At 60.3% G+C, this 24,942-nt stretch carries 25 protein-coding genes and 1 tRNA gene; 11 read left to right on the top strand and 15 right to left on the bottom strand.

Going from position 1 to position 24,942, the window contains the following annotated elements; all coding sequences use genetic code 11:
- Positions 1-5: 5 nt before the first annotated feature.
- Both RLW55_RS00130 and RLW55_RS00125 read right to left on the bottom strand, forming a co-directional pair.
- The gene (locus RLW55_RS00130; protein WP_423415251.1) at positions 6-1,103 is read right to left on the bottom strand and encodes a quinone-dependent dihydroorotate dehydrogenase; all 1,098 of its coding nucleotides are present in this window, start codon (positions 1,101-1,103) and stop codon (positions 6-8) included.
- A complete protein-coding gene (locus RLW55_RS00125) occupies positions 1,088-1,441 on the bottom strand; it encodes a DUF952 domain-containing protein (RefSeq protein ID WP_414461950.1) in 354 nt (117 codons plus the stop codon). Before RLW55_RS00125 ends, RLW55_RS00130 begins: the two co-directional genes overlap by 16 nt.
- A gap of 195 nt (positions 1,442-1,636) precedes the next feature.
- On the opposite strand from RLW55_RS00125, the gene RLW55_RS00120 reads away from it, so the two are divergent.
- Positions 1,637-3,418, top strand: a complete 1,782-nt coding sequence (locus RLW55_RS00120; protein ID WP_423415250.1) for a DUF262 domain-containing protein — start codon at positions 1,637-1,639, stop codon at positions 3,416-3,418.
- A gap of 22 nt (positions 3,419-3,440) precedes the next feature.
- Here RLW55_RS00120 and RLW55_RS00115 read toward each other — a convergent pair whose 3' ends face one another.
- Complete coding sequence (locus tag RLW55_RS00115) at positions 3,441-5,093, bottom strand: lysine--tRNA ligase (RefSeq protein WP_423415249.1); 1,653 nt, start codon at positions 5,091-5,093, stop codon at positions 3,441-3,443.
- Positions 5,094-5,188: 95 nt separating this feature from the next.
- Positions 5,189-5,899, bottom strand: a complete 711-nt coding sequence (locus RLW55_RS00110) for an alpha/beta family hydrolase (protein WP_423415248.1) — start codon at positions 5,897-5,899, stop codon at positions 5,189-5,191.
- Between the two features lie 174 nt (positions 5,900-6,073).
- On the opposite strand from RLW55_RS00110, the gene mepA reads away from it, so the two are divergent.
- Positions 6,074-7,582, top strand: a complete 1,509-nt coding sequence (mepA, locus tag RLW55_RS00105) for a penicillin-insensitive murein endopeptidase (protein ID WP_423415247.1) — start codon at positions 6,074-6,076, stop codon at positions 7,580-7,582.
- A 222-nt stretch (positions 7,583-7,804) separates the two neighbouring features.
- Here the strand turns inward: mepA and msrA are convergent, their stop codons facing one another.
- Positions 7,805-8,479 (bottom strand): peptide-methionine (S)-S-oxide reductase MsrA, encoded by a 675-nt coding sequence (gene msrA, locus RLW55_RS00100; RefSeq protein WP_414461955.1) that lies wholly within the window; start codon positions 8,477-8,479, stop codon positions 7,805-7,807.
- 118 nt (positions 8,480-8,597) lie between these two features.
- Complete coding sequence (locus RLW55_RS00095; protein ID WP_409562404.1) at positions 8,598-9,089, bottom strand: hypothetical protein; 492 nt, start codon at positions 9,087-9,089, stop codon at positions 8,598-8,600.
- Positions 9,090-9,224: 135 nt separating this feature from the next.
- Between RLW55_RS00095 and RLW55_RS00090 the strand changes: the two genes are divergently transcribed.
- The 3 genes from RLW55_RS00090 to RLW55_RS00080 all read left to right on the top strand — a co-directional run bounded on the left by RLW55_RS00090 (position 9,225) and on the right by RLW55_RS00080 (position 11,001).
- A tRNA-Ser gene (locus RLW55_RS00090) sits at positions 9,225-9,314 on the top strand.
- A gap of 317 nt (positions 9,315-9,631) precedes the next feature.
- Entirely contained in the window at positions 9,632-10,093 is a 462-nt protein-coding gene (locus RLW55_RS00085; protein ID WP_423415246.1) for a DUF1330 domain-containing protein, read from the top strand.
- The gene (locus RLW55_RS00080; protein ID WP_423415245.1) at positions 10,090-11,001 is read left to right on the top strand and encodes an alpha/beta fold hydrolase; all 912 of its coding nucleotides are present in this window, start codon (positions 10,090-10,092) and stop codon (positions 10,999-11,001) included. Before RLW55_RS00085 ends, RLW55_RS00080 begins: the two co-directional genes overlap by 4 nt.
- Before the next feature lie 132 nt (positions 11,002-11,133).
- On the opposite strand, the gene RLW55_RS00075 is transcribed toward RLW55_RS00080, so the two are convergent.
- Entirely contained in the window at positions 11,134-11,505 is a 372-nt protein-coding gene (locus RLW55_RS00075; RefSeq protein ID WP_013946492.1) for a carboxymuconolactone decarboxylase family protein, read from the bottom strand.
- A gap of 184 nt (positions 11,506-11,689) precedes the next feature.
- Between RLW55_RS00075 and RLW55_RS00070 the strand changes: the two genes are divergently transcribed.
- Entirely contained in the window at positions 11,690-11,983 is a 294-nt protein-coding gene (locus tag RLW55_RS00070; protein WP_423415244.1) for an MliC family protein, read from the top strand.
- Between the two features lie 34 nt (positions 11,984-12,017).
- On the opposite strand, the gene RLW55_RS00065 is transcribed toward RLW55_RS00070, so the two are convergent.
- Positions 12,018-12,509, bottom strand: coding sequence for a hypothetical protein (locus RLW55_RS00065; RefSeq protein WP_423415243.1), 492 nt, complete (start codon positions 12,507-12,509; stop codon positions 12,018-12,020).
- Positions 12,510-12,628: 119 nt separating this feature from the next.
- Positions 12,629-14,311: an FAD-dependent oxidoreductase gene (locus RLW55_RS00060; protein WP_423415242.1), complete on the bottom strand. Its 1,683-nt coding sequence runs from the start codon at positions 14,309-14,311 to the stop codon at positions 12,629-12,631.
- 166 nt (positions 14,312-14,477) lie between these two features.
- Here RLW55_RS00060 and RLW55_RS00055 point away from each other — a divergent pair, with 166 nt between their 5' ends.
- The 4 genes from RLW55_RS00055 to RLW55_RS00040 all read left to right on the top strand — a co-directional run bounded on the left by RLW55_RS00055 (position 14,478) and on the right by RLW55_RS00040 (position 18,126).
- Entirely contained in the window at positions 14,478-15,068 is a 591-nt protein-coding gene (locus RLW55_RS00055) for an NADPH-dependent FMN reductase (RefSeq protein WP_409562411.1), read from the top strand.
- Positions 15,069-15,228: 160 nt separating this feature from the next.
- Positions 15,229-16,659 carry a sensor histidine kinase gene (locus tag RLW55_RS00050; RefSeq protein ID WP_423415241.1) on the top strand — a complete coding sequence of 477 codons (1,431 nt, stop codon included), beginning with the start codon at positions 15,229-15,231 and terminating at the stop codon, positions 16,657-16,659.
- Positions 16,649-17,098 carry a response regulator gene (locus RLW55_RS00045; RefSeq protein WP_409562413.1) on the top strand — a complete coding sequence of 150 codons (450 nt, stop codon included), beginning with the start codon at positions 16,649-16,651 and terminating at the stop codon, positions 17,096-17,098. The genes RLW55_RS00050 and RLW55_RS00045 overlap by 11 nt, the downstream gene beginning before the upstream one ends.
- A gap of 2 nt (positions 17,099-17,100) precedes the next feature.
- Positions 17,101-18,126: a response regulator gene (locus RLW55_RS00040; protein WP_423415240.1), complete on the top strand. Its 1,026-nt coding sequence runs from the start codon at positions 17,101-17,103 to the stop codon at positions 18,124-18,126.
- Between the two features lie 43 nt (positions 18,127-18,169).
- Here the strand turns inward: RLW55_RS00040 and RLW55_RS00035 are convergent, their stop codons facing one another.
- The 5 genes from RLW55_RS00035 to RLW55_RS00015 all read right to left on the bottom strand — a co-directional run bounded on the left by RLW55_RS00035 (position 18,170) and on the right by RLW55_RS00015 (position 20,479).
- A complete protein-coding gene (locus tag RLW55_RS00035; protein ID WP_409562415.1) occupies positions 18,170-18,508 on the bottom strand; it encodes a hypothetical protein in 339 nt (112 codons plus the stop codon).
- Between the two features lie 52 nt (positions 18,509-18,560).
- A complete protein-coding gene (locus tag RLW55_RS00030) occupies positions 18,561-18,719 on the bottom strand; it encodes a hypothetical protein (protein WP_409562416.1) in 159 nt (52 codons plus the stop codon).
- A gap of 116 nt (positions 18,720-18,835) precedes the next feature.
- Complete coding sequence (locus RLW55_RS00025) at positions 18,836-19,033, bottom strand: hypothetical protein (RefSeq protein WP_155831180.1); 198 nt, start codon at positions 19,031-19,033, stop codon at positions 18,836-18,838.
- A 204-nt stretch (positions 19,034-19,237) separates the two neighbouring features.
- Positions 19,238-20,071 (bottom strand): ribonuclease HII, encoded by an 834-nt coding sequence (locus RLW55_RS00020; protein WP_423415239.1) that lies wholly within the window; start codon positions 20,069-20,071, stop codon positions 19,238-19,240.
- Between the two features lie 270 nt (positions 20,072-20,341).
- On the bottom strand, positions 20,342-20,479 hold the full coding sequence (locus RLW55_RS00015; protein WP_013946504.1) for a hypothetical protein: 138 nt from the start codon (positions 20,477-20,479) through the stop codon (positions 20,342-20,344).
- Positions 20,480-20,796: 317 nt separating this feature from the next.
- On the opposite strand from RLW55_RS00015, the gene RLW55_RS00010 reads away from it, so the two are divergent.
- The gene (locus RLW55_RS00010; RefSeq protein ID WP_423415238.1) at positions 20,797-21,864 is read left to right on the top strand and encodes an ROK family protein; all 1,068 of its coding nucleotides are present in this window, start codon (positions 20,797-20,799) and stop codon (positions 21,862-21,864) included.
- Between the two features lie 201 nt (positions 21,865-22,065).
- Here RLW55_RS00010 and RLW55_RS00005 read toward each other — a convergent pair whose 3' ends face one another.
- Positions 22,066-24,942: an autotransporter outer membrane beta-barrel domain-containing protein gene (locus RLW55_RS00005; protein WP_423415237.1), complete on the bottom strand. Its 2,877-nt coding sequence runs from the start codon at positions 24,940-24,942 to the stop codon at positions 22,066-22,068.

Below are 24,942 nucleotides of genomic sequence, written 5' to 3'. Positions count from 1 at the left end.
TATCTCTAAAGCGGCTGTTTCGCCCAGTAGTCGGCGTGGCGGCCGCGGATGGCGGCGAGACTCGACTGGCCGCTGCTCTTCAGGGCGTCGGTGAGGACGGACTTGATCTCACTGATGAGGCTTGGCCCTTCGTACACAAGACCCGTATAGAGCTGCAACAATGTGGCGCCGGCTTCGATTTTTTCCAGGGCCTGCTTGCCGGAACCAATGCCGCCGATGCCGATGAGCGGAATTTTTCCGCCGGTTTCCCGGTAGATGCGGGCGAGCATGGCGGTCGAACGGGCAAACAGCGGTTGTCCGGAGAGGCCGCCTGTCTCGTGCGCCAACGGCGATTTGACGCCGTTGCGGGTGAGGGTCGTATTGGAGACTGCGATGCCATCGACGCGGTGCGCGACGAGGCGTTCGACGATCGGCGCGATGTCGGCCTCGGCGATGTCGGGCGCGATCTTGACGATGATCGGACGGCGTAACGCACCATCTTTGACCAGCCGCGTGCGCGTCGCCATGATCCGCGTCAGAAGTTCGTCGAGCGCTTCGGGCGCTTGAAGGTCGCGCAGGCCTGGCGTGTTCGGCGAGGAGATGTTGACGGTGAAATAACTGGCAAGCGATGTGAACCGCATCAATCCCAGAACATAATCTTCGCCGCGGTCGTCGCTGTCTTTGTTCGCGCCGATGTTGACGCCGACGATGCCGCCGCGATTTTTTCGCGCTTCGAGCCGGTCCAATGCCGCGGTGTGGCCGCCGTTGTTGAAGCCGAGCCGGTTGATCAGGGCCTTGTCTTCCAGGAGGCGGAATACACGCGGGCGTGAATTTCCGCTCTGCGGTTTCGGTGTTACCGTACCAACTTCGGCGAAGCCGCAGCCCATTCCAAGGACTGCGTCGGGTACGCGTGCGTCTTTGTCGTAGCCGGCGGCGATGCCGATGGGGTTGGGGAATTCAAGACCAAAGACGGATTGCGCCAGCACGCGATCGTCGGGTTTGAGTGGGCGCGGGTAAATTCCGCATTCCAGTGCCTTGAGGGAAGCCTCGTGGGCTTCTTCTGGGCCGAGTGCGAAAAGCGCGGAGCGCGCGAAGCGGTAGAAATTTTTCAGCACACGAACCATTCCTCTTCAATTCGCGGTATGCCATTCTCATCGTTTTGAAGGTGACGCTGCCACATTGCTTTGGACACCGACAAGTTGCTGTAGAGGTGCGGGAAAAGGTCTCCGCCGCGCGATTGTTCCCATTTGAGTTCGGGGCCTAATGTCGAGGCCTCAAACGCGATGAGAACAAGATCGCCTTTGTCTTTGAAATGTTTTTCTAATGTGCCGGGAAGCTGATGTTGCGCCGAAAGATGTATGAAGCCATCACGACGATCATCGACCGATCCGGTATATACTCCATCTATGGTCGCCTTAGACCATTCACGGACGGTAGCAATTTTGAATACGATTTTGTTCATTGCAGAGTTTGAATTTTGATGGCGCTCTCTCACTGATATCATTACGCCGCAGCGACACGGAGAGTGTGGCGCCGATGCAAGCCCGTTGCTATCACGGCTGCATATGCGTGCAACCCGTTTCGTGTATCGCGGGTTTTCAATTTCGGGTCGCGGGGATGCGGTACCCGCGGATGGCAGATAGAGGTCTTCGTTTTCGTGTATCCAACGGCGTCGCTAACGATTTCGGAACTGTTCTTCGGACCCTATCTGTTGAACATTCCGCTGTTCCAACGGCCGTACTCGTGGGGACGAGAACAGGCCGAGCAGCTTCTCGACGATTTGATGGAGGCTGCCGGCGTCTGCTCGGGCGGAGAGGCCGATCAGACGTATTTTCTGGGCGCCGTTGTGTTGATGGATGCGCCTGGCGCCGAGACTTCGAAGCTCACCGCGAAGATGACGCCTCGCGAGTTCGGAGTGATTGACGGACAGCAGCGGCTCGTTACGCTGATGACGCTGCTTGCCGTGTTGCGCGATCTTGAAACCGATACGCGCAGGCCGGTCGGCAAGCGCGTACACAATATGCTCATTGCGCAACTTGGGACGCGCTTCTTTCGTACCGAGCGGTTCCGAATGCATCTTTCGACGCGCGAGCGCGCCGTGTTCGAAGATCATATTCTGCTGCCGGGAAGTTCGGTGCAGCCGACCTATCTCGCCGCGCCGTCCCTACCAGAAGCGACGCTTCTGGAAGTGCGCGACCGCTTCAAGGCCGTTTTGTCCGAGATGACCAATACGGCACGGCGGACACTTGCCGATTTCATCGCCGACAGTTGTTATGTCGTCGTGATCGTCGGCAACGACATCGACCGGTCGCATCAGATGTTCGTGGTGTTGAACGAGCGCGGGAAGAAGCTGCAGCGCAACGACATCCTGAAGTCCGACATTCTGGCGCGCATGTCGACGAGCGATGCGAAGTGGGCCGTCGGGATGTGGGACGATATGAGCCTGGCCCTCGGCGAAGGATTCGAGCCGTTCTTCGGTCATTTGCGCACGATTTACGGCCATGGCCGTCTGCAAATCGTCTCGGGCGTGCGGCAAGTCATTCGCGACAGCGGCGGATCGGAAGCGTTCTTCAAGGACGTGTTCCTGCCGCTTGCGAAAGCGTATGTGCTGGTTAGGAATAACGGCGAAGACGTGCTGTCGCACAGCATGCAGCGGACGCTCATCTATCTCAATCGGTTGCCGGAAGCCGACTGGGCGCCTGCGGCTATCGTTGCGCTCAAGGACTGGAAGCACGATCCGCACCGGGCCGCGTTTCTTTTGGACGAGATCGAACGATTGGCGATGCTGACGCGGCTGCTTTGCGCCGGGTCAGGCAAGCGTGTGCGGCGCTTTGCGGAGCTTATTAAAGTTATGCGGTCCGGAGTGCCGATCGACGCGTCGCATCCGGTTCTGCAGATGTCGCGCGATGAAGTTCGCGGCGTCGCCTTCCATCTCAAGGATTTTCACAAACGCAATCCGAAGGTGTGCAAGCTGCTTTTGATGCGGCTTGGCGACGAGCTGGCAGGTGAGATGGATGTGGTCGATCCCGACCTCTACACCATCGAGCACGTGCTGCCGCAGCGCCCGGCCGCGTCTAGTCCGTGGCGCCAGAAGTTCGCGAGTTCGGAAGAGCGCGCGCAACTCGTGGAAAGCCTCGGCAACCTTGTGCTGATCACGCAGCAGGAGAACGACCGGGCGCGCAACGCATCGTGGGAGGACAAGAAGCAGATTTACGCTAAGGCTTCGAGCCGGGTGCCGCTTCTTGCGATCACGCGCGACGTTCTCGGTGAAACGGAGTGGTGCAAGGAGCAGATCGAGGCGCGCGAGCTTCGACTGATCGAATTGATCGGCAAGCTCTGGCGGATCGACCTTCTCGGGCAACGGCCGGGCGTTCGCCCGCCGCCGCTCAAGCCTGTCGATGTCGAAGAGCCGACGGAGCCTCTACGGCATCTCGCGTGAGGGGATGACGGGAGCCGCATGCTTAGGCAGCGGCAAGTTCGCCGCCGAGTGCTTTCGCAATCAACGCGCGGGTTTCGGGAATGCCGTACAGCGCAACAAAGGTGCCGAGACGCGGGCCGCGCTCCTGGCCCAGCAAGATCTCATAGATCGCCTGGAACCAATCGAGTTTTACACCGGGGCCGCCGCTGGGGCTGGTCTTGGTCGTGTCCTGATAGCGCGGAATGGATCGGCCGACGTCGAGCAGCGCATTCTGGATGGTGTCGCCGTCGGCGCCTGACGGCAAAGCTGCGAGCGCCGCGTCGAGGCTCTTTAAGGCTTCGATCTCAATGTCGTCGGGTGCGCGGAACTTCTTCGTCGGTTTGACGAAGTCTTCGTAGTAGCGGATCGCGTAGCCGGCGAGCTTGTCGAGGATCGGCGCGTTCTCGGGCTCGGCGCCCGGTGCGTAGCGGCGCAGGAAGCCCCACAGCACGTCCTTGGTGTGGGCGTGCGATACCGACACCAGATTGAGCAGCAAGCCGAACGTCACCGGGATTTCCGGCTTCGGCGGGCTGCCGGCGTGAATGTGCCAGACCGGATTGTCGATCTGCTGCTTGGAATCCTGCTTCGGGAACGACGACAGGAATTGCAGGTATTCATCAACGGCGCGCGGGATGACGTCGAAGTAAAGCCGCTTGGCACTACGCGGCTTCTGATACATGAACAGCGCGAGGCTTTCCGGCGAGGCGTATGTCAGCCATTCGTCGATCGTCAGGCCGTTGCCACGCGACTTCGAAATCTTCTCGCCCTTGTCGTCGAGGAATAGCTCGTAAACGTAATGCTGCGGAGGAACGCCGCCCAGGATCTCGCAGATTTTGTCGTAGACCGGTGCGTTGGTCTGATGGTCCTTGCCGAACATTTCGAAGTCGACGCCGAGCGCGACCCACCGCATGCCGAAGTCGGGCTTCCATTGCAGCTTTACGCGGCCGCCGGTGACGGGCAGCGTGACATCGCGGCCGTCTTCGTCGGCGAAGGTGATGGTGCCGTCCTTGGCGTTCACTTCCTTCATAGGCACATAAAGGATGCGACCGCTCTTCGGCGAGATCGGCAGGAAGGGGCTGTACGTCGCCTGCCGTTCCGGGCCGAGTGTCGGCAGCATGACCTTCATGATGGCGTCGTAGTGTTCAACGGCGCGCAGCAGCATGTCGTCGAAGCGTCCGGCCTTGTAGTATTCGGTTGCGCTCGCGAATTCGTATTCGAAGCCGAAGGTATCGAGGAAGCGACGGAGCATGGCGTTGTTGTGATCGCCGAAGCTTGCGTAATCGCCCCCGAACGGATTGGGGACCGTCGTCAGCGGCATCTGCAGATACGGTTCGAGCGCCTTCCGGTCCGGAACGTTTTCCGGAATCTTGCGCATGCCGTCCATGTCGTCGGAGAAGCAGAGAAGGCGGGTCTTGCGCTTGCCTTCTGTCAGCGTCTCGAAGGCATGGCGCACCATCGTCGTGCGCGCAACCTCGCCGAACGTGCCGATGTGCGGCAGGCCCGAAGGTCCGTAGCCTGTCTCGAACAGGACCGTCTTGGTGTCGCCGCCGGGAATTGTCTCCAGGCGCTTGAGCAGCCGGCGCGCTTCTTCGAAGGGCCAAGCCTTGGAGTCGGCGCTGGCGGTGGACTGCTCGGGCGTGAAGACGAGTGTGGTCATTTGGCTATGGCTGTTCGAATGGTCACGAGATGGCAAAGGTACAAAGGCTGGCTTTGCGGCGAAGGCGCGCACCGTAGGTGCACGGGCGGGCAGCGTCAACGCGCCTTCGAAATCTCCGTGACAAATGCCGCAACGGCGTCGGCGGCGGATGCAAGATTGCCTTTGCGGGTGAAGCCCGACGCGCCCCGCGGCCCGAAATCGTGGTCGCCGTCGTCCATCCAGGCGAACGCAATTTTGTTCGAAAGCGGATATTTTTCCACTTCGGCGCGGCTGCCGAATGGGTCGCGTTCGCCCTGAACGATCAGGGCCGGGCAACGAAGATTTTTGAGGTGCTCGGTCCGTAGCTGATCGGGTTTGCCGGGCGGATGGAACGGATAGCCGAGGCAGACGAGGCCGGCGATCGCCTTTTTCGCAAAGAGCTCGTCGGCGACGAGGCTCGCGACTCGGCCGCCGAGGGATTTGCCGCCGATCACGAGGGTGGCGCGCGGATACGCGGCGTGGATGGCGTCGATGCACGCGCGGTATTCTTCGACGAGGGCTTCTGCGCGCGGCGGCGGGCGTTTCGGGCCTCCATTGCGACGTCCGGCCATGTAGCCAAACTCGAAGAGCGTAAGCGCCAGGCCGCGTTCGTCCAAGAGAGCAGCCATTGTGTCGAGGAACGGCGAACTTATCCCCGCGCCTGCGCCATGCGCTAAGATCAGTCGCGTGTCGGCTGCAGCGTTTCCGCGGTCGATACGGAATGCCGGCAGAGCCGAAGACGTAGGCTTTTCTGCTGTTGCGCCGGATGATTTTTGAACGCGGGTCATGGTGGTCACGATGCGAAAAAGACGAGCTGATACAGTGCCGGCGGTTGGCGTACCAGCGAAATTGCAGGGTGCGGATGTGACAGGCGTGCCGTTGCGCCTTAAAATTGCAGGCAGGGTCTGATTTTCGCCCGAGATTGAGCTAAAGTAGCGTCATGAGGTAAACGGGGACGAAGCATGAGAGCCGCAAAGGTCTTGGCGCTCGCGGTCGTCTGCGCATTGGCGGCGATCGGTAGTTCGCTGGTTCAGGCATCCGACACGCCGAGTTTGTTTGGTTTCATCCAGCCGTCGCAGGCGGAATCCGCGCAGAATGCTGCGTCCGGACAGAGCGATGACGCAAGCGATGTTCCGTCAGCGCCCGATCCTGGGCATGCAGATGGAGCGCAAGGTTCGACGCTTCCTGCTTTCGTGGCGCGGCCGCACGCGTTGACGCAGTCTGATTCCGAGCCGAGCGAACCGCCGGGTGACGATGCCGAGGCGCCGCCGTCGGATACCGCGGCTCCTGCTGCCGCAAGCACGACGACCGGCTCCGTTTCCGACAAGCCCGATGCTGCAAGCGCCGCAACGACACCTGCGAAATCGTCGAAGAAGCCGCCGGTTTCGATCAAAGTCAAAATCAAAGTTGAGCCGATTCCAGGACTGACGGCACCGAAGAAGCCGACTTGGCCGACGTTCGTCGGTGCGAAGCAACTGTTCGGGGAAGCCAAGAAGCCTGCGCCGATGGAGGCGCGTTCGATCGGCAGCTATTCGCGTGGATGTCTGGCGGGCGGTGTGCCGTTGCCGATCGACGGTCCGGCGTGGCAGGAAATGCGGCTCTCGCGCAATCGCAACTGGGGCAACCCGGTCTTGATCGCGCTGATCGAACGGTTCGCCAAGGATGCCCAGAAGCTCGACGGTTGGCCGGGACTGCTGGTCGGCGATATCGCGCAGCCGCGCGGCGGTCCGATGGTGACGGGACATGCCAGCCATCAGATCGGTCTTGATGCCGACTTCTGGCTGACGCCGATGCCTAAGAAACGGCTTACGCGGAAAGAGCGCGAGACGCTGAATGCCACGTCGATGCTTGATGACACAGGATTGAAAGTCGATCCGAAGGTGTTCACGTCGAAGCAGGTGGCGCTCATCAAGCGCGCAGCGTCATATCCGGAGGTTGAGCGGATTTTCGTACATCCGGCGATCAAGAAGGCGCTGTGCGAGCGAGCGGGAACAGATCGTGCGTGGCTCGGCAAAGTGCGGCCGTGGTACGGCCATTACTATCACTTCCATATGCGCATCAAATGTCCGCCGGGCTCTACAGGATGTACGCCGCAAGTGCCACCTACAGGCGACGATGGATGCGGCAAGGAAGTGACGCAGTGGCTGGCGAAGGTCATCCCTGCAAAGGGTCCGCCAGCGCCGCGTCCGCCTGGGCCGCCAAGGGCGCCGAGCCCACCGATCATGCTTTCGGATTTGCCGAAGGCGTGTCAGGCGGTGCTGGCTTCCGGGCCTGATCCGATCAAAATTCCGACGGCTGCCCTGATGACGAGGGTGCAGGTGAAGAAAGCGCTGGCCAAGGCGGCGGCCGTGAATATGGCTCTCTACAAGGCGTCGACCGCGGGCGCCGCCAAAGGGTCGCCAGCGGAACTCGCAAAGAGCCCGGCACTGCGTCCGCATATGCATAAATCGGCGACGGCCGATCCGAAGTAGGCCGGACGTCATCCTCTTTTGTGCCGGGAGGCCATTTCGATCATCGCACTCTTGCGGGCGAGACAACATGATGGTGGGCGGTGGCGAAGTTTGTCGGCGCACTCGCAACAACGTCATGCCGACGTAGGTCGGCACCCAGGCAAGCATCAGCTCGCGTCGTCTTTCGACTTGTCTGGATCCCGGCCTGCGCCGGGATGACGTTGGAATAGCGACGAAGCGGACTTAGCCCTTTAAGTCCGCCGATGCTGCGTCAGAAGCGGGCATCGGGCAGGAGACGCCCGTGCCCTTCAGGCCGCAGTAGCCATGGGGGATCTTCGCCAGGTACTGCTGGTGATAATCTTCGGCCAGGTAGACTGGCGGCGAGGGCTGGATCTCCGTCGTGATCGCACCGTAGCCCTTGCCGGAGATCGCAGCCTCATAGGCCTTCTTCGAAGCCTCAGCCGCTGCAAACTGCTCGGGCGTGGTGGTGTAGATCGCCGATCGGTACTGGGTGCCGATGTCGTTGCCCTGACGGAAGCCCTGGGTCGGATCGTGCGCTTCCCAGAACGTCTTCAGCAGCATCTCGTAGGAAATGACCTTCGGATCATAAACGACGATGACAACTTCGGCGTGGCCGGTCGCGCCGGTGCAAACCTCGTCGTAGGTCGCGTTCGGCGTGTAGCCGCCCGCGTATCCGACGGCGGTGATCCAGATACCATCACCCAACTGCCAGAACAGGCGTTCGGCGCCCCAGAAACAGCCGAGGCCGAAAACCGCGACTTCCAGGCCGGCCGGGTAGGGGCCATGCAGGGGGCGCGAAAAGAGATAGTGCTCGGCATTGGCGGAGAGGATCGGGGTTGGACGGCCCTTCGGGGCGGTCTCGGCGGTCGGCATGACGACGCGCTTGCGTGCGAACATGGATTAGCTCCTTTTTATCGTTGGGGTGGGTGCCCCAGTATACGACGGCCGTTCCCCGTTCGTTTCAGAAAGCCTGCAACTCGCTTCCGGGGTGCAAATGGCGCGCTGGTCGCGGGCTTCAATAGTCGTTGGCGAAAATTCGAATCCGACGGCGTGGGCGACCCAGAAAGCCGCAGGCGATGGCCAGCAGCAGGAAGATCATCGTCGCCGGAAGCGACAGGACCGAGGTCAGCACCGGATCCCAGCCGACCGGCCCTGTTATGCGGCTGACTGTACGCTCCAGGGCCGACACGAACGCCGGAGCAAGGTTGTGAAGGTGCTGCAACAGCGAGATTGCGCCTTCGCCGTCGCTTCGAGGCCGCGAAACGTCGGCGGCGAAAGAGATGAGGGTGAAGAGGGCGAACAGCGCGGCGAGAAAGCGCAGCATGAGGCGCGGGCGCGATTCGGGATTCACGAAGCCTGCGACCAAGGCGATCAGCAGTGCAGCGGCGGCGACGCGGAGCAGCCACGCAGTCGGCTGTTCGCCCGAGGTGTACCAAAGCCAACAGTAAACGGCCGCCGAAGCGGCTGCCAAAGCTGAAAAGACCTTGAGAAGCGTGGAGCTGGTCATAGGTGGCAGTTGCTCATGAGCCAGCGTCAGTTTTGCGGCCCCTGCGGCCCAGCGTCAAGCTGGGGAAAATCATTTCAGGGTGCCGTTGCGCTCGGGATGCGGATGCGTATAGTGCGCCCCTTCCACGAACCGGATGGAGAGATGGCCGAGTGGTTGAAGGCGCACGCCTGGAACGCGTGTAGGCTCGCAAGGGTCTCGTGGGTTCGAATCCCACTCTCTCCGCCATTGTTGTCAGACGTGCCGTTTTGACGACGATTAGCTTCTTCTGGTTTTCCTCCCATATTCCCCACCCGCTTTCGCAACGTGGCGGAGCTTCGAGCGGTGAACCGCCGCTTGGTTCTATAAGGCTCAGATATATTACCCGGATACAATTGACGAAGGTATTTCGCCCGGGTATTAATGGCGCGGGCATCTGGCCAAGCGCGACACGTTCGATTTCCTGAACAGCCCCTGCGGGTCAACGATTGCTGTCTTCTGGTTCGTTGCCGGAGGTGGCCATCGCGGTCGCGCGGCCAGCGATACATCCCATTCAAGGAACCGCCATGAACAAAACCGGCTCGACAGCGTATCTCGAACCCACACAGGCCGCGGGGCGCCTGTTCGTGCAGCGCGATCTTTCCGGCCCGGTCGTCATGCTCAATCTGCTGAGGTTCAGGGATGTCGCCGATTATTCAGGCCATCCCGAACTGGCGCCTGCTGTGCCGATCAGCGGTGCACGAGCATTCGATCGCTACGTTGAGCATACGCTGCCCTTCTTGCGCGAAAGCGGGGGCGACATCTTGTTTCTCGCCAAGGGCGGCGCCTTCCTGATCGGCCCCGCCGACGAACAGTGGGATCTGGCAATGCTGGTCCGGCAGTCCAGTGTTGCTTCGTTTCTCTCCTTCGCCGCCCATGCAGGGTATCTCGCGGGGCTTGGCCATCGCTCGGCAGCGGTGGAGGACTCCCGCCTTCTCCCGCTATCGGAAATGCCATGTCGCACGCCTGCTGAGGGAATGCAGGCATGAATATAATAATGGCCAACGGCATTGAACTCGGCTGGGACAGTTTCGGCGATGCCGACGCCGAAGCATTCCTGCTGATTTCAGGGCTCGGAACGCAAATGATCCGCTGGAGCGTGGGATTCTGTGAGGGCTTGGCCGGAAGAGGCTATCGGGTGATCCGCTTCGATAACCGGGATGCCGGATGCTCGACGCATTTCACGGCCTGGGCCGCGCCTGATTTTGGGGCGCTCGTCTCTGCGCTGATGGCCGGACGCCGGCCCGACGTGCCTTATACGCTCAACGATATGGCGACCGACGCGATCGGCCTCCTCGATGCTCTCGGCATCGCACGGGTCCATGTCGTCGGCAGGTCGATGGGCGGCATGATCGCGCAAGTCCTGGCGAGCGAACATGCCGACCGTGTTGTTTCACTAACCTCGATCATGTCGAGCACGGGCAATCCGGCTCTCCCTCAGGCCGCCTCCGATGTCATGGCGATGATGATGCGTCCCGCGCCGGATCCTGCTGTCGATCCGGACGGCTTTCTAAGGATGCGTCTGCCCTTCGCGCGCAGGATCGCCGGAACAGCCTATCCGTTCGACGAGGACGTCCATCGTGCCCTGCTGCTCGAGGAAGCACGGCGTTGCTACGATACGGACGGTACGGCGCGCCAGATCGCCGCCATGGCGGTGGCGGGAGACCGCCGTGCGCGCCTAGCAACGATCAAGGCGCCCACTCTCGTCATTCATGGAACAGATGATCCACTGATCCCGCCAGCCTGCGGCCACGACACGGCTGTCTCGATCCCCAGTTCGATCTATCGACCGATCGAAGGCATGGGACACGACCTGCCTCCCGAACTCGAGCAGACAGTGATCGACGCGATCTGCGATGTGGCGAAGAAGGGATCGCATCAAGCTGTTTCAAGGTGACGCTGACACACCGGCATGACATTAGGTGTTCGGCACCAAAGCCGGATTCTAGCTTCCGTCCGGGGACGTTCGCCGCCTAGAGCCCAGCCATAAGATAGGATCGGAAACGTATGCGCCTCGGAGCTTGATCGATCACGCCATCGTTGGGGTCGCCGCAGCTTTGGCGGCTTCGAATTGACGGACGGCGTCGACAGCGTGGGCGGCATACATCACCGAGGGGCCAGCGCCCATGTAGATCGCCATGCCGAGGGTTTCGAAGATTTCAGCGTCGGTCGCTCCTTGAGCGACGGCCGCTTTGGCATGGAAGGCGATACAATCTTCACACCGGACGGCGACGCCGATCGCGAGAGCGATTAGCTCCTTGGTTTTGGTATCGAGGGCGTCAGCCTTGGCCGCGGCCTGAGCGATGGCGCCGAAACCTTTCATCACGTCAGGTGCGCCAGCGCGAAGTTCTTTCAAGGTGGCGCTGACGTTTTTCGTGATCTCCATATAGTCGGTTTTCATGTCCGTCCGTTCCTCATTAGCTAACGCACAAAATCGCCGTGCGTGAGGGAGCCGCTATGATGTGCGTCAAGGTCCGTCATCAGCAGGGGTTCGCCTCGACGAATTCAAACCGGCGGTGCTATTAGAAATCGGCTAACCATCGACGCGTGAAGATCAGGCTCTCACAGATTGAGGAGACGGGAACATGCGGCTTCGTTTGTTTCTGGCGTTCGTGGCAATCGTTGCGGCCGCTCCGGCTGCGATGGCGATGGAGCCCGTCCATTATGTTTGCGCCGACAAGACGGAGTTAACGGCGACGTTTCACATGTCGCCAAGCGCCGCCCATCTCGTGTTCGCCGGTTCGGGCGAGACGATGAACCTGCCGCAAGCACCGTCTGCCGACGGTGGCCGCTATGTGAAGTGCGATACCGAGTTCTGGATCAAAGGCAGGGACGCGACGCTGACGCGCGGCGACAGTCAGACGACCTGCAAGAGCTGACGGTCCTCTCTGCCTGGCCGCGCGGCGCAGAAGCTTATTGCGGCGGCGGGGTCTTGAGTTTTGAAATTCGGATCAGTGTCGAACCGCCGACACCCGACGTCGTCCGGCATTCGAAACGATCGCCGTTGATGTCGTAGATCGCGTTGTTGTCATCGGAGGCCATGGCACGCTGCGCGCAAAGGACCGAGCCGCTGCGGATGGCCGATCTGGTGGTCGCCATGATGATAGCGCCTGCGGACGAGACGCGGTCGTAGAAGTCGGATGAAGGCCATGTCGCATTCGCCTTTGCCATCAGCTCGGGCGCTTTGTCGACGTCGCTGGCGCAGGTCAGCGTCAATTCGTCGACGCTATCGGTCTTCAGAGCAACCACGACCGATTGATCCTGGGTATTGCGTTCGGCGACGGCGATTTCGGGGTTTTGGGCGTGGACGTTTGCGGCCAGCGCATCACACTCGTCGGCGCGGATCGGGGCCGTCCAGGCGGCAGCCAAAGCTGCGGTCAAAATCGTCGTTCGCCAAACACTCATTCAAGTCCTCTCAATTCCGCGATGCAGAGACCCTACACATCGTGGCGCGGATGGTCTGCTAAGCCAAACGGGCGACCAACTTATGGCAGTTGGCTGAACGTCAGAAAACAGCAAACTTATTAGACGGTTGCGGCGGCCTGAAGGGGTGCGGGCGCCGACGAAAGGTACGTGTGAAGCGCGGCGACGACCTGGGCGCCTTCACCGACTCCAGCTGCGACGCGCTTGATCGAGCCGGCGCGCACATCGCCGATGGCAAAGATGCCGGGGATGCTGGTCTCCAGAGAGGCGCAATCTTCGCCCGCGCCGATACCCGTCAAGACGAAGCCTTTGGGGTCGAGCTTGACGCCGGTCTCGGCTAGCCAGCCGGTTTCGGGATCGGCACCGATAAATAGAAAGAGGTGGCGGACGCTACGGCAGACTTCGTCGCCGGACGGAGAGCGCCACGCGATCGTTTCGAGGATGCCATCGTTACCTTCGAGGCGCGTGATTTCCGAATTCGTAAGAATATCGACGTTGGGCAGGCCTTTGATCCGGTCAACGAGATATTGCGACATCGAGAGCGAGATGTCGCCGCCACGCGCGAGCAACCAGACTTTTTTTGCGCGGCCTGCGAGGTAGACGATGGCCTGTCCGGCGGAATTTCCGGCGCCGACGAGGACGACCTCCTGCTGCGAGCACAGCTTGCCTTCGATCGGAGAGGCCCAGTAGTGGACGCTGCTGCCTTCGAAATCGTGCAGGTTCTCGACGCCAAGGCGGCGATAGCGGACGCCGGTCGCGACGACGACGGTGCGCGTGCGGACGTATTGGCCGTCTGCGAGTCGCAGCGTGAAACTGGTGGTGCTGTCGCTGCCATGTGTTTCGAGGCCGACGACCTCCGAGGGAATGGCGAATTCGGCGCCAAACTTCTGCGCCTGATTGAAGGCCCGCGCCATCAAGGCCATGCCGGTTATTCCAGTGGGAAAGCCCAGATAGTTTTCGATGCGCGAGGATGCGCCGGCCTGGCCGCCGAACGATCGGCAATCGAGAATAAGCACCGACAGTCCTTCGGAGGCAGCATAAACGGCTGCGGCCATGCCCGCCGGTCCCGCGCCGACGATCGTTACGTCATAGAGGCGGTTTTCATCGAGCGGGCCAACGAGGCCAAGGCAGCGGGCAAGCTTCAATTCGGTCGGGTTTTGCAGAAGGTCGCCGCTCGGGCAAAGCACGATTGGAAGTGAGGATGGATCGACGTGGAAGCGCTCGATAAGGCAGCGTGCTTCCGGATCGTTTTCAGGGTCGAGGTCGACATGGGGATGGCCGTTGCGCGACAGGAAGTTCTGCAGGCGGATAACGTCGCTATTGCCTGCGCGGCCGACGATGACGGGTCCTGCTCCTGTTTCCAGGAGGCCGACGCGGCGCAAGATCAGTGCACGCATGATCCGTTCGCCAAGCTCGGCTTCGGCGATGAGAAGGGCGCGCAGTTTCGACGGTGCGATGACGAGCGCTTCGACCGTCGTCGTCGCGACGGCATCGACGAGCGAGGGACGGCCGGACAACTGAGCAAGTTCTCCCATGAACGAGCCCGGTCCGTGCGTGACGATGGGCGTATTGTGCCCCTTCATGTCGCGTTGGGTGACATCGACGCTGCCGCTCAGCACGATGATCACACCGGCGCCGACTTTGCCGACCTGGGCAAGCGCATCGCCTGCGGCAAAGGATTTGATCTCTCCGAAACGGCGTACGCGCTCGATCTCGTATGCTTCGAGATGCGGGAACATCTGCTCGCGCCGATTTGCGGTGAGGGAACCCACGTTCGAGGTCATGGCAACTCGCATTTACGTCGTTATAGGTATTCAATATTCACGACTGCGGCGTTGCGCAACGAAATAGGGCGGATAAAGCCCGGATAAAAGCGGCAGGTCATGGAACCGAAACGCCGCCGGCGTCGTTGTCAGTCCCGTTGCGATGTATCTTGGACTGGAGATCTGGGTGCCCGATAAAATTCTCGTTTTTTACGGTTCATATCGCAGCGATCGGATGGGCATTCGGCTTGCTGATTTTCTGGTGTCGCGCTTGAAGCAGCGGGGCGCCGATGTCGAATTGATCGATGCGAAAGCCGTGAACCTGCCGATGCTTGATCGGATGTACAAGGAGCACAAGCCCGGCACTGCGCCCGCGGCGCTGGAAGAGCTGGCGCAGAAAATCAAAGCCGCTGACGCATTTTTATTCGTGGTCGGCGAATACAATTGGGGCATGCAGCCCGGCCTCAAGAACCTCACCGATCATTTTCTTGAAGAATGGTTCTGGAGACCGGCGGCGATCGCGAGCTATTCGGCCGGGCGGCTTTCCGGTGTCCGCTCTGCGACGGCATGGCATGGGACGCTATCGGAAATGGGAATGATCGTCGTCTCCAGTACGCTGTCGGTCGGTCCGATCGGGCAGACGCTCGGCCCCGACGGCGAGCCGATGGGTGAAGGTGGCAAAGCTTTGGAGAAGATGTTTCCGCGTTTTGCCGACGATCTCTCCTGGTGGACCGAAGCCGCCAAGGCGCAGCGTGCCAAACGCGCGCCCCCTTACTGATATTGTGAAGCTTCGCTGGGCAGTTCCGAAGTTATTTTTCAGATAGCACTTTGGTCGAAACTGTCTTATCGGAGAAAAATAGACTGGGGCAGCCGAGCGGTTAATGGGCGCGAATTCTTCGAATCTTTTGCGCGTTACATATGTATTCGCGGCGGCTGGCGTGTTGACGCTTGTCGTGCTTGTTGCGGTTTCTTTCTGGCTTTTGGAGAAGACCAGCACCTCGACGCGCGACGTGATTTCCGCTCGTGAGCAACGTGGGGCTCTGACGCGTTTCCTGTCGGCAGTTCAGGACGCGGAGACGGGGCAGCGCGGGTATCTGCTGACGGGCGAAAGCCGGTATCTCGAGCCATATAACTTGGCTGTTACGGATGTGCCGCAACGGCTGGCGGAGGTTCGGAGACAGTTCAAAGATCAAACCCAACTCAACGCGGGCTTCGATAAATTGGCGGCAGCGACGGCAGACAAGCTCGAGGAGCTTGCCGAGACGGTTCGCCTGAAGACAGAGGGCGACTCGGGGCGGGCATTGGCCGTGGTTAAATCCGACCGTGGCAAGAACCTGATGGACACTATCCGCACGCTTGTCGAAGAGCAGACGGAGCTGGTCGAAGCTGAGTTAACCAAGAGCATCCAAAGCCAGCAGGACGATGCGATGCTTGCTCGTTGGTTCACCGTGGGCGCGGGTGTCGTCATCCTGTTGGCGGCCCTGGGCGCCGCCGCGACGATCTTGCGATATACGCGCGCTCTGTTGGCAACTCGCGGCAAGATGGAGCAGCTCAATATGGGGCTTGAGGAGCGCGTTAAGGAAAGGACAGCGGACCTTCAGCGTGCGAACGATGAAATTCAGCGCTTCGCCTATATCGTCAGTCATGACCTGCGGGCGCCGCTCGTGAATGTCATGGGGTATACCTCAGAGCTCGAAGCGGGGCTGGGGACGCTTGTGAGCCTTTGCGAGGATCCCAAGCTCGATGAACTGGAATCGGGGCCAGCCGCCCGGACCGCGATCCGTGAAGACTTGCCGGAATCGATCGGGTTCATCCGGACTTCGACACATAAGATGGACGGGCTGATCAAGGCGATCCTTAAACTGTCGCGGGAAGGGCAGAGAATTCTCCGGCCCGAGACGGTCGATCTGGAAGAGTTTTTTGATTCCGCCATCGCAGCTGTGCAGCACCGGGTTACGGAAGCGGACGGCGAGGTCGAGGTTTTGCGGCCGATGCCGACGATCGAAACCGACCGTCTGGCTCTTGAGCAGGTTTTCGGCAACCTTATTGATAATGCACTGAAATACACTATGCCGGGACGCGCGCCCAAGATCGTCATTGAGCAGGTGCCGAGCCGCTGGGGGGCAATCGTCATCGAGGTTCGCGATAACGGTCGCGGCATCGCTATCGACGATGCGGAACGCGTGTTCGACCTCTTTCGGCGCGCTGGAGCACAGGATAAACAAGGCGAAGGGATCGGCTTGGCGCACGTCAAGACTTTGATCCGCCGCCTCGGGGGTGAGATCACGATGACGTCTGAACTCAAACGAGGCACGACGTTCCGCGTCATGCTGCCTCGTAAACTACCGGAGAAGCCGAATGCCCAATAGTGAAGGTAAGGCGGTCCAGATCGTCATGATCGAGGACGACGCTGGACACGCGCGCCTCATCGAAAAGAATATCCGGCGCGCGGGCGTCAACAACGACATCATTCCATTTGTGAATGGAACGGAAGCGCTGGCATTTCTGTTTGGTCCGAATGGAAGCGGCGAGACGAGCGCGCGAAAGCATCTGCTTGTGCTGCTCGATCTCAACCTTCCCGACATGACTGGCGTCAGTATCCTCGAAAAGATCAAGGCGAACGAGCATACCAAGCGGACACCCGTCGTCGTGTTGACGACAACGGACGACGAACGCGAAATTCAGCGCTGCTACGATCTCGGCGCCAACGTCTACATCACGAAGCCCGTCGACTACGAGAACTTCGCGAATGCGATCCGGCAATTGGGGCTTTTCTTTTCTGTTATCCAGGTACCGGAAACCAACTGATCATGGCGCCGAGGGTGCTCTACATCGATGACGATCCGGGCATCGGGCGCTTGGTTCAAAAAACGCTGCAGGCGGGTGGTTTCGACGTCGAACTCGCTCATTCGGGCGATGATGGACTAAATCTCGTTCGCGCCAAGCCGTTCGATATCGTAGCGCTCGATCATCACATGCCCGGAATGGTCGGGCTGCAGGTGCTGAAGGAAATCCGAGCGCTCCCTAATCCGCCGCCAGTCGTCTACGTGACCGGATCGGAAGATAGCCGCGTTGCCGTCGCAGCGCTCAAGGCGGGAGCGATCGATTACGTCTGGAAGGATGTGCAAGGACATTTCCGAGAGCTGTTGATGCAGGCCGTCCAGACATCGTTGGAGCAGGAGCGGCTGCGGCGAGACATGGAAGCGGCCGAGACGGAAATCCGCTTGGCGCGCGACAGGGCTGAACTGCTGCTGAAAGAGGTCAATCATCGCGTTGCCAATTCGCTGGCAATCGTCGCCGGACTTTTGGCGCTACAACGGCATTCGCTCAGTGATCCCGGCGCGCAGGATCTGCTCGATCAAATGAGTGCGCGGATCATAGCGATCGCGGGGGTGCACCGCAGACTTTACACGTCGCAAGATGTGACGGCGGTGGATCTTAAGGAATATCTCACCAGCCTAATCGAAGATTTGAAGCGGGCGATGGGCGATGCCGGTCGCAACCATCCCGTCCATCTCAACAGCGTGCCGTTGTCCATTCCGACCGACAAGGCGGTTTCGATCGGCATCGTCGTCACCGAGCTTGTTACGAACGCGTATAAGTATGCCTATCCTGATCGTGCCGACGGCGAAATCCGCGTCGATGTCTCCATGAGGGAGGGCCAAGTCGTTCTCATCGTCGAGGATGACGGCGTCGGTCTCGGCAAAACGCAGATGGCGGGCGGCACCGGTTTGGGCACACGTGTCATGACGTCGATGACGTCGAGCATCGGCGGCAAGCTGGACTTCAGCGGTGGAGACAGCGGCACGCGGGCCGTGCTGACATTTCCAGTTTGAAGCTCGAGCGGCGTGCAGGTTTTGCGGAAGGCAGTTTGCGTCGCTAGCGGCGAACGTATTGCACCGGTAGTTTCGGCGCGTGCGGCAGATCCGGGAACGAGGCGACAAATCCGAATTCACGAATGTCGAACGGATGAAACGGCGCCGACAGAAAAATCACCGGCACGCCGAGAGCCTGCACGGCTGTACAAAACGCCGTCGTCTGTTTGTCGGTATCGAATTCGACGAGTACGGCGTCGATGTGTTTGCGTTCGATCATTTCGAGCGCGGGAGAAAATGTGCTGAAGATATGGGCTGTGTCGCCGGACTTGACGACAATGTCTCTCAGTTCGAGGCCGCATGAGCGAGTCCGGTCGACGACAACGAACGATTTGGAAGCCATTACGGTTCTCCTATCGCTTCATCCAATGTCAGCCTCGAACATCAATGCCGAATTATCGGCGCGAAGATTTCTGATTGGTACGGCGAACCTCGGCGGGCTCCGCTCCATCCCGGTCGGAAATTTGCAAACCGAGATACAGCAGGTAGCAAAAGACGATCGGGGGTGCGGCGACCGACAGCAGCAACAAAAAATCGTAAACGATGGCGAGCATGCCGCCTCCCTTCTCCGCGAATTAAGTCTCAACCGGAGAAATAAGTTCCCGTTTACGAATGTGAGCGGTGCGGGGCAGCTATGCGCCGGGATGGCCGGACATTGACCACTGTTGGATTAATTCTGAGCGCCGAAGCCCAGTCGTTCCAACGCGCTCTCGCCGAGCCTGCGGTCGTCGCCGCCGCTTTGCACCAATCGATCTAGGTGGCGGACGGTACGCGTCAGATTGCGCCGCATCGTCTGCTGGAAGAAGATTTGGCTCACCTCCTCGTCGCCGAGGTCGAGTATGAGCCGGGCTTCTGACCTGGCTTCCATGAGATCGCTTTCCGACATCATTACGCTCACCCCGCGTTTTGATTACGCTACTGCGAGGCCCCAGCTTATAGCGGATTTCATCCGCAATGGATCCCCCGCCGTTCAAAAATCATCTCAGGCCGAGTATCACAACTGTCATAAATTGAGAGAAATCCGAGCAGCCGAATGGCGTGGTTGCGCTGCGGGTTTTCTGCTGGGGGACGATCAGCGTTCTTCTGTATCTGCTATCGAGGCGCTGTCATCGCCGTTGAATGATGTTGTGTCATAAAGCGGAGGCAGGCCGAGCACGGAGCGGACCGGCGCAAACGAGCGGCGATGAATGGGTGAAGCGCCCAGTATTTTCAATGCCGTGAGATGTTCGCGGACCGGATAGCCTTTGTGGGTCTTGAGGCCGTAGCCGGGATATTCGCCATCAAGATCGTGCATTTTGGCGTCGCGCGAGGTCTTGGCGATGATCGAGGCTGCCGCGATCGTCAGGCTTTTGCAGTCGCCGCGCACGATCGCCTGCTGCGGGATAGCCAAGTCTTTGATCCGCCGGGCATCGAGCAGAATGTGATCGGGCGGGTTGGCCAAACCTTCGACGGCGCGGCGCATTGCCAGGATACCGGCCCAGTAGATGTTCAGGCTGTCGATTTCATGTACTTCGGCCCAGCCGACGGCCCACGTCACTGCAACCTTCTTGATTTCGACGGCAAGACGCTCGCGCGAGACGGCGTCAAGCTTTTTGGAGTCATCTACGCCGGGAATGCGGGTGCCGGGTTCGAAGATGACGGCTGCTGCGCACACCGGTCCGGCCAGCGGGCTCATGCCGGCTTCGTCGACGCCTGCCACCAGAAGCACGCCCGACGACCACAAATCGGTTTCGAAGCGCAGTAAATTGCGCAGCCTCTGGCCTTCCGAGCGATTATCAAAGCGGCGCTTTTCTATGGCTGAGAGAATGACTCTGGCGCCAGCGCGCGGATCACGCCGCAGTGCGGCTTCGAGCGCCTTATCGAGAGGCCGGCCTTCGCGCACATGGCGAAGGGTAAGTTCTGACAAATTGAGTTTCACAGGGCACGCGTAGAGGTCTTGTTCGGCAAGACCGTGGCACGGGCGCTCCGCGAGCGTCAACTTTCAACTCGGTTCAGTTTCTACGAGGCCGGATTACAGGCGGGACGTCAGGTTCCTCAGGCGGCTGATCCGGCGGCGGGGGCGAACTGGGCTCGGGGAGCGGCTCGGGTTCACTTGGCTCGATATTGGGATCAAAGCCGGGATCGGTCGCGGGATCATGCGGATTGCCGGGACGCCCTATCCCATGGTGGGCCACGTTCACTTGGCTTTTGCCTTCTTGAAATATTGAACTTCGCGTTCGCGCTGCTTGGCGCCGTCCTTTGTCTTATAGGTGCCGAGGTTCTTGCCTTTCTTGGAAACTAGGCGATATCCGGCCTTCACTTTTCTGATCGTCATTTTTTCCTCCGCTCGGATAGGAACGGTTTTCAAAAACATATTTACGCACGCCGCTTGCGTTCTGGGGCGCGGGTTTCGTCTGCGAGTTTCTGGCGCGCTTTGGTGTGGTCTTCGTTGGCGACGGCGGACCGCTCGCGCTTCGTCGGCGTTTCTGTTTGACGTGGTTGCTGCGTCGCGTCGTCATCGGCGTGAGTTCCAGGTGTTCTGGGCGTTTTTGGCATTATTTTTCCCTTTCACCGCTTTGCTTAGTGCAAGTCGCGCCGACATTCGTTGGTTCCAGGGGGAACCAATTTCCCTCATCCGGCGTCGTTGTGCCGATGGACAAACCGATATCTTCTCGATCCGATCTTCCGACCCATGGCGCCGCCGTTTTGCCGAGCGTAACGGTCGACAGCTACAACATCGAAATCCGGGACGGCGATGGCTTCATCGGCGACCAGGCGAGTAAGAGCGCGTTCTGGGAAATCGTCGAAAAATGGCGCAAGCCGCTGAAAGACGCCGGTGAGGATCCCTTCGGAAACAAGAGCACGGACAAGCTCAAGAAGGATGACCTTGTCGCGGAACTCGAGGAAGGCGATCCGGAGGCTGCGGGTCTCGTTCAGAGCGCCGTCGAAGAGTTTTCTCAGCAGTTTGCGAAAATCATTCGCCGCTTTCTGCAAACCCAGGAGTGGCGGGACACGGAAGCTATCGTCGTCGGCGGCGGCTTTAGTGGCAGCCGGATCGGAGAGCTTGTGGCCGGTCGGACCGGGCTGCTGCTGAAAGCCGAGAATATCGCTGTCGACATCGAGATGATCCACAACGATCCGGACGATGCCGGCCTCATCGGGGCAGCGCATCTGCTGCCGGCTTGGATGCTCAAAGGGCACGACACGATGCTGGCGGTCGATATTGGCGGCACTAACATTCGCGCCGGGACGGTGCAACTCAACCTCAAGAAATCTTCTGATCTCATGAAGAGCAAAGTGGCAGGCTCGGAGATCTGGTGTCACGCGGATGCGGAAACCAATAGGACCGAGGCGGTTGCCCATCTCGTCAAAATGCTCGAAGGGCAAATTCGCTGGAACGAGAAAGAGAAGTTTGCGCTGGCGCCGGTAATCGGGATCGGCTGCCCCGGAATTATCCGCGAAGATGGCTCGATCGACCGCGGCGGCCAGAACCTTCCGGGGAATTGGGAGGCTCGTGGCTTCCATCTTCCGAGCGCCATCAAGGCAGCGATCCCCGAGATCGGCGGATCAGAGACGATGGTCGTCATGCACAACGATGCGGTGGTGCAGGGCCTCAGCGAGCTGCCGCGCATGCAGGACCGGCAGCGCTGGGCGGTTTTGACGATCGGCACCGGGCTCGGCAATGCGCGCTTTTCAAATCGGGACGTGAAGAAGGATTGATAACGGCGGCAAAAATTTTTGGCATTGGCCGCCGCGTCAGTTTCCGCGGTTACAGGCTTCTTAGGATTTCTCTGGCAGATACGATCTGCCGTCCGCGCTTGTCTTCACAAACAACAGGCCTGGTGGCCGGGCACCTCTTTAAGCGATCATAACTTTGGAGGTGCCCGTCATATTTTTCGTGCTCGACGTCCACAAGGCGCGTCAGAATTTCCAGGACAGGTTGCCTTTGACGCCATGGTCCTGGACGTCGTCGCCGATCTCGCCGCTGTAGGAGAGGCCGACGCTGAGATCCGGCGAGAAATTGATGTCGAGGCCAGCGCCCAGCATCAACGTATCTCGCGCAATCGGCACGCCTTCGATCGAGAACGCTGAGCCGCCGGAGAAGGCGAGTGTCTGGCTTGTGTCGACGTCGTCGAGCGCATGCCGCCAGCCGACCATGCCGTGTGTCGTCAAGATCGTGCCGCTCTGCATGATGACGTTGGTTGCGGCCCGGAGGCCGAGCGTCGTTGTCGGCAGGTCCTGGTTGTCGCCGAAGCCCTTGAGGGCAGCGTCGCTGCCAGCTTCATGGAAATCGTCGGTGTTGAGGTTGACGTAGGCGATGCCGGCGAACGGTTCGAAATCGACTCCTCCCAAACCGATGTGATAGCCGAGTTCGCCGAAGACCTGCGCCGTGCCAGCGGTTTGATTGCTGCGCGCTTCGTCAGTCGTTCCGCCAAGATCGAAGCGGCGCTTGGTATCGAGGTCGGCCCAGGTGTAGCCCGCACCCCAACGCACGCCGAGCGCACCCCAGCGGCCGCCGCCATAGAGAGCGAGGTGGGCATCATCGCGCTCTTGCGACGAGTTGCGGCCATCATCATCGAGGGAAGCGTGGCTGTAGCCAGCGGCGATGCCGATGCTGCCGAAGCTGCCGGCTTTGGTATCGACGCCGACGAAGACACCGCCAATGGTGCGGTCGACACCTGCGGCGTTGCTGTCGCCGCTATACGTGCCTTGCGAGCCGAATGCTTGTCCCCAGAGGCCGCCGCGGGGTTGGTCTTCCAGATCGTTTCTGACACGGTCCATCACGGCGTCGCGTAGGAAGCGGCTGTCTTCGAGCATGATGCCGTTTGCGGAGGCGTAGATCTCGCCGGACAGGCTGTTGAAGGCTCTGCGGGCTGCCTCTTCGCTGGTGGCGTTCGCGACGGAATTCAAAACGGCGCTGTTCGAGCCGAGGCTGTCGATCGCAGCGGCAACCTTGCGTTGGTTCGATGTGATGGCAACCGATTGGAACGTCACGTTGCTGCGCGTAACGTCAAGATAGATGTTGTTGGCGTCGGAGGCGAGCGCGAAGTCAATGAAGGGCATCGAGTCCGTCGCGCTGGTGTAGCCGCCCGTAATGCCGGTCTGCGCCGTCAGGATCGTGTATTGCGTTCCGAGCTTATACTGGCCCGAAGCGGGCTTCACGACGACGGAGCCAGCGAGCGTCGCGGCGCCGTCGACGGTGATGAGATCGGATTTACCAGTGCTGTCGAGTTCGACTTCGTAAGTCGAACCGGCTTGCTGCTGATAATCGCCCGTGAAGGTCAACGTGCCGATCGAATGGCCAGGCGCGATGGTGCCGAAGATGGACGCCGACTCGATGGTGCCGTTGCCGGCGAGGATCGTTCCGGCCTTCGTGGTCAAGTCGGCGTCGAGCGTGCCATCGACGCTGAGCTTGCCCGATTCAAGTGTGGCGCCGTTGCTGTAGCTTTGCGTGCCAGTCAGCGTCCAGTCGCCTTTGACGTCAAGGATTTCGAAGTTGACGCCGCCCGCAAACGTGCCGGTGCCGTCGAGATCGACCGTGTCGGTTCCGGCGCCGCCATCGACAAGGCCGATGAACTTGCCGCCCGTGTTGACGATCAGCGTATCGTCGCCGCCGCCGAGATTGACCGCTTCGCCGTTCGCGCCCTCGATCAGGCCGGCGTTCTGAATGGTATCGTTTTGAGTGCCGATGATGCGGATGCCGAAGCCGTCTTCGCCGCGGATGGTGCCGAGGTTGGTGATCTGGGTCGCGTACGGGGCGTCGCTCGCATTGCTGTCATCGATCAGAATGGCGTTGTCCTTGCCGCTGATGACGGCATTGGCCGAGCCGTTGATGATGGTGCCACCGCCCGCCGCGATGCCTTCGCTGGTGTTCGGCGAGCCGTCTTTTTCACCCTTCGCGCCCGTGCCCTGGATTGCGCCGTAGTTGGTGATGTTGGCTTTAAAGTCGATATCGACGCCGTCGCCATCGCCGTTCTCTGAGACGTCGTCGATAGTGCCGGTGATGGTGCCGTAGTTCAGGACCGTGCCGTTGCCGTCGGAGCCGACGCCGGAGCCGTTGCGGCCGGTGATGCTGGCGCCGGCTTCGTTGTAGACGTTCACGTCAACGTCGCTGGTGATGCCGTGGCGCGCACCTGAGATGACGCCGCCCGCGTAGTTATTGACCGTGCCCGCGTGGTCTTGAAAATCGATACCGTCCTTGGAGTCATCCGGCGCGGCAGCGTTAGAGATGATCTTGCCCCAGTTGTTGACTGTGCCGTTTCCTCCGGCGCGGATGGCGTCGGAATCCTGGGTGCTAATTACACCGGTCGCATAATTGTTGATCGTGGCGCCATTGGTCGAAATCGAGTCGAGATCAATCGCCTGGCCGGTTTGCGAGGTGATGGTTCCAGCGTTGTTGATTGTTACTTTTCCGTCGGTGACGTCTGTATCGATGCGGATGCCGTCATCAAACGTGTCGACGGTCGCGCCCTTTTCGTTGTTGAAGGTGAACGTCCGGATGGTGCTGCTACCGCTCGTATCGACGCCGCGGTTTCCGGATTTTAGGGTGCCGAAGTTGTCGATCACGATCCCCGGCGCTGCGGAATCATCCTTGAGCTTGATCGCAGTTGCGGAAACGTCGAGGGTTCCTCCACCCTGAATGGTGAGTGTGTCCTGGTTTTTGAGTGTCTGAGCTGTTGTGTTGGTATCGCCGCTGTTGACGACGATATCGGCAGCATGGACAGAAGGCGCAGGAAGATAGGACACGAGAACAGCAACAAGCGCGGTGTGTGCCGCGCTACTCAACAGACGAGACAT

This window comes from Hyphomicrobium sp. B1 (assembly GCF_049532635.1).
Lineage (GTDB): Bacteria > Pseudomonadota > Alphaproteobacteria > Rhizobiales > Hyphomicrobiaceae > Hyphomicrobium_B.
Note: the sequence above shows the minus strand (reverse complement) of the source record. Positions and strands in the feature narration are given on the sequence as shown.

Excerpts from the sequence above, each read along its gene's own strand:
- RLW55_RS00130 (WP_423415251.1), bottom strand. The coding sequence starts at position 1,103 with ATGGTTCGTGTGCTGAAAAATTTCTACCGCTTCGCGCGCTCCGCGCTT.
- RLW55_RS00125 (WP_414461950.1), bottom strand. The coding sequence starts at position 1,441 with ATGAACAAAATCGTATTCAAAATTGCTACCGTCCGTGAATGGTCTAAG.
- RLW55_RS00115 (WP_423415249.1), bottom strand. The coding sequence starts at position 5,093 with ATGACCACACTCGTCTTCACGCCCGAGCAGTCCACCGCCAGCGCCGAC.
- RLW55_RS00110 (WP_423415248.1), bottom strand. The coding sequence starts at position 5,899 with ATGACCCGCGTTCAAAAATCATCCGGCGCAACAGCAGAAAAGCCTACG.
- mepA (WP_423415247.1), top strand. The coding sequence starts at position 6,074 with ATGAGAGCCGCAAAGGTCTTGGCGCTCGCGGTCGTCTGCGCATTGGCG.
- msrA (WP_414461955.1), bottom strand. The coding sequence starts at position 8,479 with ATGTTCGCACGCAAGCGCGTCGTCATGCCGACCGCCGAGACCGCCCCG.
- RLW55_RS00095 (WP_409562404.1), bottom strand. The coding sequence starts at position 9,089 with ATGACCAGCTCCACGCTTCTCAAGGTCTTTTCAGCTTTGGCAGCCGCT.
- RLW55_RS00085 (WP_423415246.1), top strand. The coding sequence starts at position 9,632 with ATGAACAAAACCGGCTCGACAGCGTATCTCGAACCCACACAGGCCGCG.
- RLW55_RS00080 (WP_423415245.1), top strand. The coding sequence starts at position 10,090 with ATGAATATAATAATGGCCAACGGCATTGAACTCGGCTGGGACAGTTTC.
- RLW55_RS00075 (WP_013946492.1), bottom strand. The coding sequence starts at position 11,505 with ATGAAAACCGACTATATGGAGATCACGAAAAACGTCAGCGCCACCTTG.
- RLW55_RS00070 (WP_423415244.1), top strand. The coding sequence starts at position 11,690 with ATGCGGCTTCGTTTGTTTCTGGCGTTCGTGGCAATCGTTGCGGCCGCT.
- RLW55_RS00065 (WP_423415243.1), bottom strand. The coding sequence starts at position 12,509 with ATGAGTGTTTGGCGAACGACGATTTTGACCGCAGCTTTGGCTGCCGCC.
- RLW55_RS00060 (WP_423415242.1), bottom strand. The coding sequence starts at position 14,311 with ATGACCTCGAACGTGGGTTCCCTCACCGCAAATCGGCGCGAGCAGATG.
- RLW55_RS00045 (WP_409562413.1), top strand. The coding sequence starts at position 16,649 with ATGCCCAATAGTGAAGGTAAGGCGGTCCAGATCGTCATGATCGAGGAC.
- RLW55_RS00040 (WP_423415240.1), top strand. The coding sequence starts at position 17,101 with ATGGCGCCGAGGGTGCTCTACATCGATGACGATCCGGGCATCGGGCGC.
- RLW55_RS00035 (WP_409562415.1), bottom strand. The coding sequence starts at position 18,508 with ATGGCTTCCAAATCGTTCGTTGTCGTCGACCGGACTCGCTCATGCGGC.
- RLW55_RS00030 (WP_409562416.1), bottom strand. The coding sequence starts at position 18,719 with ATGCTCGCCATCGTTTACGATTTTTTGTTGCTGCTGTCGGTCGCCGCA.
- RLW55_RS00025 (WP_155831180.1), bottom strand. The coding sequence starts at position 19,033 with ATGGAAGCCAGGTCAGAAGCCCGGCTCATACTCGACCTCGGCGACGAG.
- RLW55_RS00015 (WP_013946504.1), bottom strand. The coding sequence starts at position 20,479 with ATGACGATCAGAAAAGTGAAGGCCGGATATCGCCTAGTTTCCAAGAAA.
- RLW55_RS00010 (WP_423415238.1), top strand. The coding sequence starts at position 20,797 with ATGGACAAACCGATATCTTCTCGATCCGATCTTCCGACCCATGGCGCC.
- RLW55_RS00005 (WP_423415237.1), bottom strand. The coding sequence starts at position 24,942 with ATGTCTCGTCTGTTGAGTAGCGCGGCACACACCGCGCTTGTTGCTGTT.